Source organism: Chitinophaga sp., assembly GCF_035564935.1.
Classification (GTDB): Bacteria; Bacteroidota; Bacteroidia; order Chitinophagales; family Chitinophagaceae; genus Chitinophaga.
In genome coordinates this window covers 1-6,228 of the sequence record NZ_DATMTE010000296.1, presented here as the reverse complement: position 1 = coordinate 6,228, position 6,228 = coordinate 1, and the positions used below count along the sequence as shown (strand labels likewise).

General features: G+C 48.0%; 4 protein-coding genes. 2 read left to right on the top strand and 2 right to left on the bottom strand.

Features of this window, described 5'->3' with window-relative positions; all coding sequences use genetic code 11:
* Positions 1-22 precede the first annotated feature (22 nt).
* Positions 23-1,006: a FecR family protein gene (locus tag VN105_RS07950; protein WP_325639628.1), complete on the top strand. Its 984-nt coding sequence runs from the start codon at positions 23-25 to the stop codon at positions 1,004-1,006.
* A 72-nt stretch (positions 1,007-1,078) separates the two neighbouring features.
* The gene (locus VN105_RS07945) at positions 1,079-4,414 is read left to right on the top strand and encodes a TonB-dependent receptor (RefSeq protein ID WP_325639626.1); all 3,336 of its coding nucleotides are present in this window, start codon (positions 1,079-1,081) and stop codon (positions 4,412-4,414) included.
* 23 nt (positions 4,415-4,437) lie between these two features.
* Here VN105_RS07945 and VN105_RS07940 read toward each other — a convergent pair whose 3' ends face one another.
* Positions 4,438-5,367: an aspartate carbamoyltransferase catalytic subunit gene (locus VN105_RS07940; protein WP_325639624.1), complete on the bottom strand. Its 930-nt coding sequence runs from the start codon at positions 5,365-5,367 to the stop codon at positions 4,438-4,440.
* 51 nt (positions 5,368-5,418) lie between these two features.
* On the bottom strand, positions 5,419-5,949 hold the full coding sequence (gene pyrR / locus VN105_RS07935; protein ID WP_325639622.1) for a bifunctional pyr operon transcriptional regulator/uracil phosphoribosyltransferase PyrR: 531 nt from the start codon (positions 5,947-5,949) through the stop codon (positions 5,419-5,421).
* Between the last annotated feature and the right edge of the window lie 279 nt (positions 5,950-6,228).

The window sequence follows — 6,228 nt, the reverse complement described above, 5'->3', positions numbered from 1 at the left end:
GTTGTATTACTAATAAGAAGCCATGAATAATCAAACAGACATAGATATAGTGATCCGTTACCTGGAAGATCCGGACAATGAGCAGCACAAAACGCAGCTCAACGAATGGATTCAACAGGATGCTGGTAACCTGGATATCTTCCTGGATATGAAAGGTATGTGGCACGGCGATCCGCTTCCTGCCGCCTCTGCTTTCGATACCCAGGGACAATGGCAGGCACTGGATACCATGCTGGATAAGGTTCCTGTAGCTGTTGCGCTTCCCGCACAAAAGAAAAATACCCGCGTGATCAGGATGAACCGCAGGTACTGGTGGGCTGCCGCAGCCGTGCTGCTGATTGCCGGCACCTGGACCTGGCTGGGCCCCGGAGGCTATAAAACCTACGCCACTAACCAGCAACAGGATAGTCTTCGCTTACCCGACGGCTCTATGCTGTACCTCAACGCGCATACCCAGGTACGCTATGCACGTGGATTCGGAAAAGATAACAGGCAAATTAAAATAGATAAAGGAGAAGCATTTTTTGATGTTACCCAAAACGACGCCCTCCCGTTCATTGTAAACGCTCCTGAAGTAGAAGTACAGGTGTTAGGCACCGCTTTCAATGTAAAAGCAGCCAATAGCGGTGTTAAAGTATTTGTGCAATCCGGGAAAGTAAGCGCCGCCTATAAAGGCAGGGAGAAAAAAGTGATCCTTACGCCAGGGGTAGAAGCCTCCCTGAAACGTAACGGCCATGAAATAGATACCCGTACCCATAAAAAGAACAATAACATCCTGGCCTGGAAAACCCGGACATTAACGTTTGACGATACCCCGCTTACAGAAGTAGCGGAAGCCCTCGAAGATTTTTATAATGTACAGATCACCATCAGCGATCAGCAACTGGCTGATAAAAAACTGCTGGCTACCTTCCCCAATATGTCTTTGGACGAAGTGCTGGACATTATGAGAAAAACCCTTCAAATTAACATTACGCATAAAAACGACCTGGTAGACATCTACTAATACGCGCCTGACCTTTTATTTATTCAGCAATTATTGCTACAGGCGCGTATCTCCAATTCCAGGTTTGGATGCGTGCCTGAATTTATTTTTATTGTTATCCTGGTATTGGTCAATGCGGTAGCTATGGCCCAGCATACTAATGCCCCTCCCAAAAAGGTTTCCCTGCAGTTTACAAATGCCAGCCTGAAAACGGTGATCCGGGAAATAGAAAAACAAACCAAATATACTTTTGCTATCTCCTCCGGGGAACTGGAAACCCGCAAAGGCGTTAGCTTACACGTACATAATGCCTCCCTTGGTGAAGTATTGCCAAAGATCTTCCCCCCCGCAAAATATAAAGTAGAAATAAAAGACGGACAGATCATTGTAATTCCCCTCAACGCTATTACTCCAAACGAACCCTCTCCTCCCAACATGGATCCCAACCCTAATAAGTGGACAGTTACCGGATCTGTTTCAGACGGGATAGAGCCTTTAAGCGGCGTATCCATCCGGGAAAAAGGCACCACTAACGGCACCGCCACTACGGAAAACGGCAGTTTCAAAGTAGACCTGGCCAACGGGCAGGCCATACTACAGGTATCCCTGATCGGCTTTGAAACAAAAGAAATTGCGGTGAGAGACAGGAAGAGTATTTCCGTACTGCTGCAACCCGATCTGCGTAAGCTGAACGAGCTGATAGTACTGGGTTACGGTTTGCAAAAACGCGCCAATATCACCGGCTCCATCAGCCAGGTAGACGGCGTGCGACTGAGAAGCAGACCTGTAGCCAATGTAATGGCCGCTTTACAGGGAACCGCCACCGGCCTGGTGGTAACAAGAAGTAATGGGCAACCCGGCCGGGAAGGATTTAACATCCAGATACGTGGTGTGGGTTCCTCCTCCGGTAGCAATACCCCGGTGATCGTTGACGGCGTACCCGGCTCCCTGGCAGTATTGAATCCTGATGATATTGAATCTGTATCTATCCTGAAAGATGCGGCCGCCGCCTCTATTTACGGCGCCCGTGGCGCAGGCGGCGTGGTACTGGTTACCACCCGCACCGGGAAACCGGGTAAACTGAAGGTAGACTTCAATACCCTTGGCGGTTTTGAAACCCCCATCCGCCTGCCCAACCGGCTTCCCTCCTGGCAATCGGCCGCGATGCAGAATACTGCCGCTGAAAATGCAGGGCAGCAGGCACCCTGGGATCCCGTGGAAATAGATTTAATGAAATCGGGGAATCATTATGCCATCGACTACCAAAACCCTGATTTCTATAGATACTATTATAACTACAATGCCTTGCCGGTACTTACCAAAAGCAAAACCGGTATTGAAAACTATAACATATCTGTAAAAGGAGGCGACAGCTCCAACCAGTTCTCCGCATCCCTGGGTTATTTCGGAAGACAGGGGCTATTTGCCGTTGGACCGGACCGCACTCACCGCGTGAATGCAAGGGTGAACATGAACAACCGCTTCAATAAGCATTTCAGTTTAGAAACACGGTTGTCATATGCACAAACCAATACCTTCTCTCCCGGCCAGGCGGTGGAGGGTCCCAAAGGCTTGCTGGCGGGGATTTACCGCGGACCGGGAAATATACCCGTGTTTGTGCCCAATACCAGTAATTACGCCTATGGCGGCGCGCCGGGATATGCAATTTTAGAAGATGGCGGTGAACGCGATGAAAAAAATAATTACATAGATGCCGTATTTACCCTGCGGGCCGACAGCATTGCCAAAGGGCTTACGTTACGGTTGATTTACAGTCCGCAGAAACATACATTGCAGGACAACCTGGGCCGCAATACCATTGCCCTCTGGAACCGCGTGGATACTGCCTTATTGCTGCAACCCAATAACATGCTGCAGAAAAGCCGGCTGGAAAGCAAAGGCGGCAACCTGCAACTACTGGCCGACTATGATGTGAAGAAGGAAAAAAACAATATTCACCTCCTCGGCGGCGCTACGCAGGAAGCATACAATACCACGCAAAATACAGCAGCCTCTTACAATATCAGCCAGGAGGAAATCAATACCAACCACTTCAATAACGGCCCCGCATACACGCAGCTGCTGGGCGCCAGTGGTTCTTTGCTCTCTGTATTTGGCAAGATGAGCTACAACTATGATAATCGTTACCTGGTGGAAGCAAACCTCATCGGGTCGCGCTTATCGCAGTACAGTACCTCGTTTGCCGGTGGTGATCAATGGCAGGTATTCCCTTCTTTCTCTGCCGGATGGCGACTGAACAATGAAACCTGGTTCAACCGTGCGTTGCCTTTTTTTAATGAGTTCAAACTGAGGTGGTCATGGGGCAGATTGGGGAATGTGAACAGCTGGAACAGCATCCCCAACGATGAACGCCTGCAAACTTTCAGTTTTAATCCTCCTTCGAATTTGCTGCCTTTTGTGTATAAGAACCCCATTATCCAGGCACAGGGATGGGAAAATATCTCTACCAATAACTATGGCTGGGATGCCACTTTATTCAGGGGCAGGCTCACCCTGGCAGCCGACTATTTTGTTAAGCATAACCGGGATATGCAGATCCCGGTACTCACTGCATCTACAGACGGCGCCTGGCCAATTGATTTTCACCGTGGTGAAATGAAATCATGGGGCTGGGAAATAAATATAGGCTGGCGCGACGACAAAGGACCTTTTACCTGGTATATCAACGGTAACCTCTTTTATAACCGGAATAAAGTGCTGAAAAATGATAATGTGACTCCCCAGCCAGGCTGGAACCAGGGCATTGCCGGGTATCCCTACTCTTCCCTGTTCGGCTATGAGTCCGACGGCTATTTCAAATCGGCTGATGAAGTGAGCCAGCACGCATTCCAGCACGAAAATACCGGTCCCGGCGACCTGCGCTATAAAGATATCAACGGCGATCATAAAATAGATAATGCCGACCTGGTTTACCTGGGAAGTACCGATCCCCGGTTCTCATACGGCATAGACGCTGGTTTTGCCTGGAAAGGTTTTGATGTTTCCGTTTTCTTCCAGGGCGTGGCCAACCGCAAAGTGATGCCGGACCCCCGGTACAATCTTCCTTTTACCAGTACCTGGCAGCAACCCTGGGATATTAACCAGGACTATTGGACCCCTGAAAATCCTCACGCGTTATTCCCGCGGCTGTATCTCAACGATCAGCAGAACACCGCGCCTTCCTCCCACTGGGCCATGAATGGGGCCTATATCAGGTTGAAAAACCTGCAGGTAGGTTATACTTTGCCCGCCAGCTGGCTGAGGAAAATATGGATCAGCAACCTGCGCATTTACTTCTCAGGACAAGATCTCTGGGAAACCACTAAAATGAAGATTAAATATTATGATCCGGAACAGGCGGGAGGTTATAACGGGAATGCATATCCGTTTTTCAGATCATATACACTGGGGTTGACTGTTGGCTTCTGATTTCCCAGAAGCCAACAGGGAGACTATTCCGATTTCTTTCCTGCCAGCAGGTACAGTACAGCCATACGTACTGCTACACCGTTTTCTACCTGGTCAAGAATGATAGACTGACCAGAGTCGGCCACATCAGAATTTATTTCCACACCACGGTTAATGGGGCCCGGGTGCATAATTACAATTTCTTTATTCAGACTGTCCAGCAGTTCCCGGTTTACGCCGTAAGCAAGGGAATATTCACGGAGGGAAGAGAACAGCGGCGTGTTCTGCCTTTCCAGCTGGATACGCAGTACATTGGCCACATCGCACCATTGCAGGGCTTCGCGGATATTATAGCTCACATTTACGCCGAGTGCGGCGGCCATGTATTTTGGTATGAGTGTAGGCGGGCCTACCACCGTTACTTCTGCACCCAGTTTTTTAAGGCAATAGATGTTGGAGAGGGCTACCCTGGAGTGCATGATATCGCCGCAGATGGCGATCTTTTTCCCTTCCACATTGCCAAGCCGTTCCCGGATAGAGAACGCATCAAGCAATGCCTGTGTGGGATGCTCATTGATCCCATCGCCGGCATTGAGGATGGGCACATTAATGTGCTTTGCCAGGAAATGCGGGGCGCCGCTGGCAGAGTGGCGCATCACTACCATATCCACTTTCATGGACAGGATGTTGTTCACCGTGTCTATCAGCGTTTCTCCTTTGGATACAGACGATCCCGAGGCAGAAAAGTTAACTGTATCTGCACCCAGGCGTTTTTCCGCTAACTCAAAAGAGATGCGTGTGCGGGTAGAGTTCTCAAAAAATAAATTGACAATTGTTGTATCGCGTAGCGTAGGCACCTTTTTAATAGGCCTTTGTAAAACCTCCTTAAACTGGTCGGCTGTTTGAAAAATAAGCTCTATATCCTGGCGCTGCAGATCGCGAATTCCGAGTAAGTGTTTTACAGAAAGTGACATTAATGTGCAAATATAAAGGGTGAAATCTGAATTCTGAAATCCGGATTCGTATTAATCGATCAGAACTACTTCGTCTTTACCATCTCTTTCGTTCCACAATACCCTTACTTTCTGTGAAATAAGGGCATCGATGGTGCGCCCGGTATAGTCCGGCTGAATGGGCAGCTGCCTGCTGAAGCGGCGGTCTATCAGCGTAAGCAACTCTACGGAAGCAGGCCGGCCAAAGTCGAGCATTGCATCCAGCGCAGAACGGATAGTACGGCCCGTATACAACACATCATCAATCAGCACTACCTTTTTATTTTCTATGGAAAAATCAATACTGGTTTCACTCGGTACATGCAGGGTTTTGCTCTGGTTAAAATCGTCGCGGTAAAAAGTGATATCCAGCTTACCGTAGTCGATATGCGCACCTGGTATTAATTTAAGCAGGGTTTGATGAATCCTGCCGGATAAATAAATACCCCTTGGCTGTAATCCTATCAGCACAGTCTGCTCAAACTTTAAATGATTTTCTATCAACTGATGACAAAGCCTGTCTATCGTAATAGCCATTTGCCTGCCGTTTAGTATGGTTTTCAAAACACAACGTTTTAGGTGCCAAAAATAATGATTAAATGCTACAGATAAAAAGTTGAATATTAGAAAAGGTTGATAAACAAGGGAATATTTCTGAAATGTAGCAAAACATATCTGTTTATATATGAATATTAACATTGTTAAAACGACATTTTTCCATGAAGTGCGAGGGATGCTCCCCTTCTCTTCGTACTTTAGTACCAAGAACAACGGCTATGAAACTTTTAAAGACCATTTTAGTTATGACCGCCTTTTTCCAGCTATGGGGTTCCAGTTCCCAGG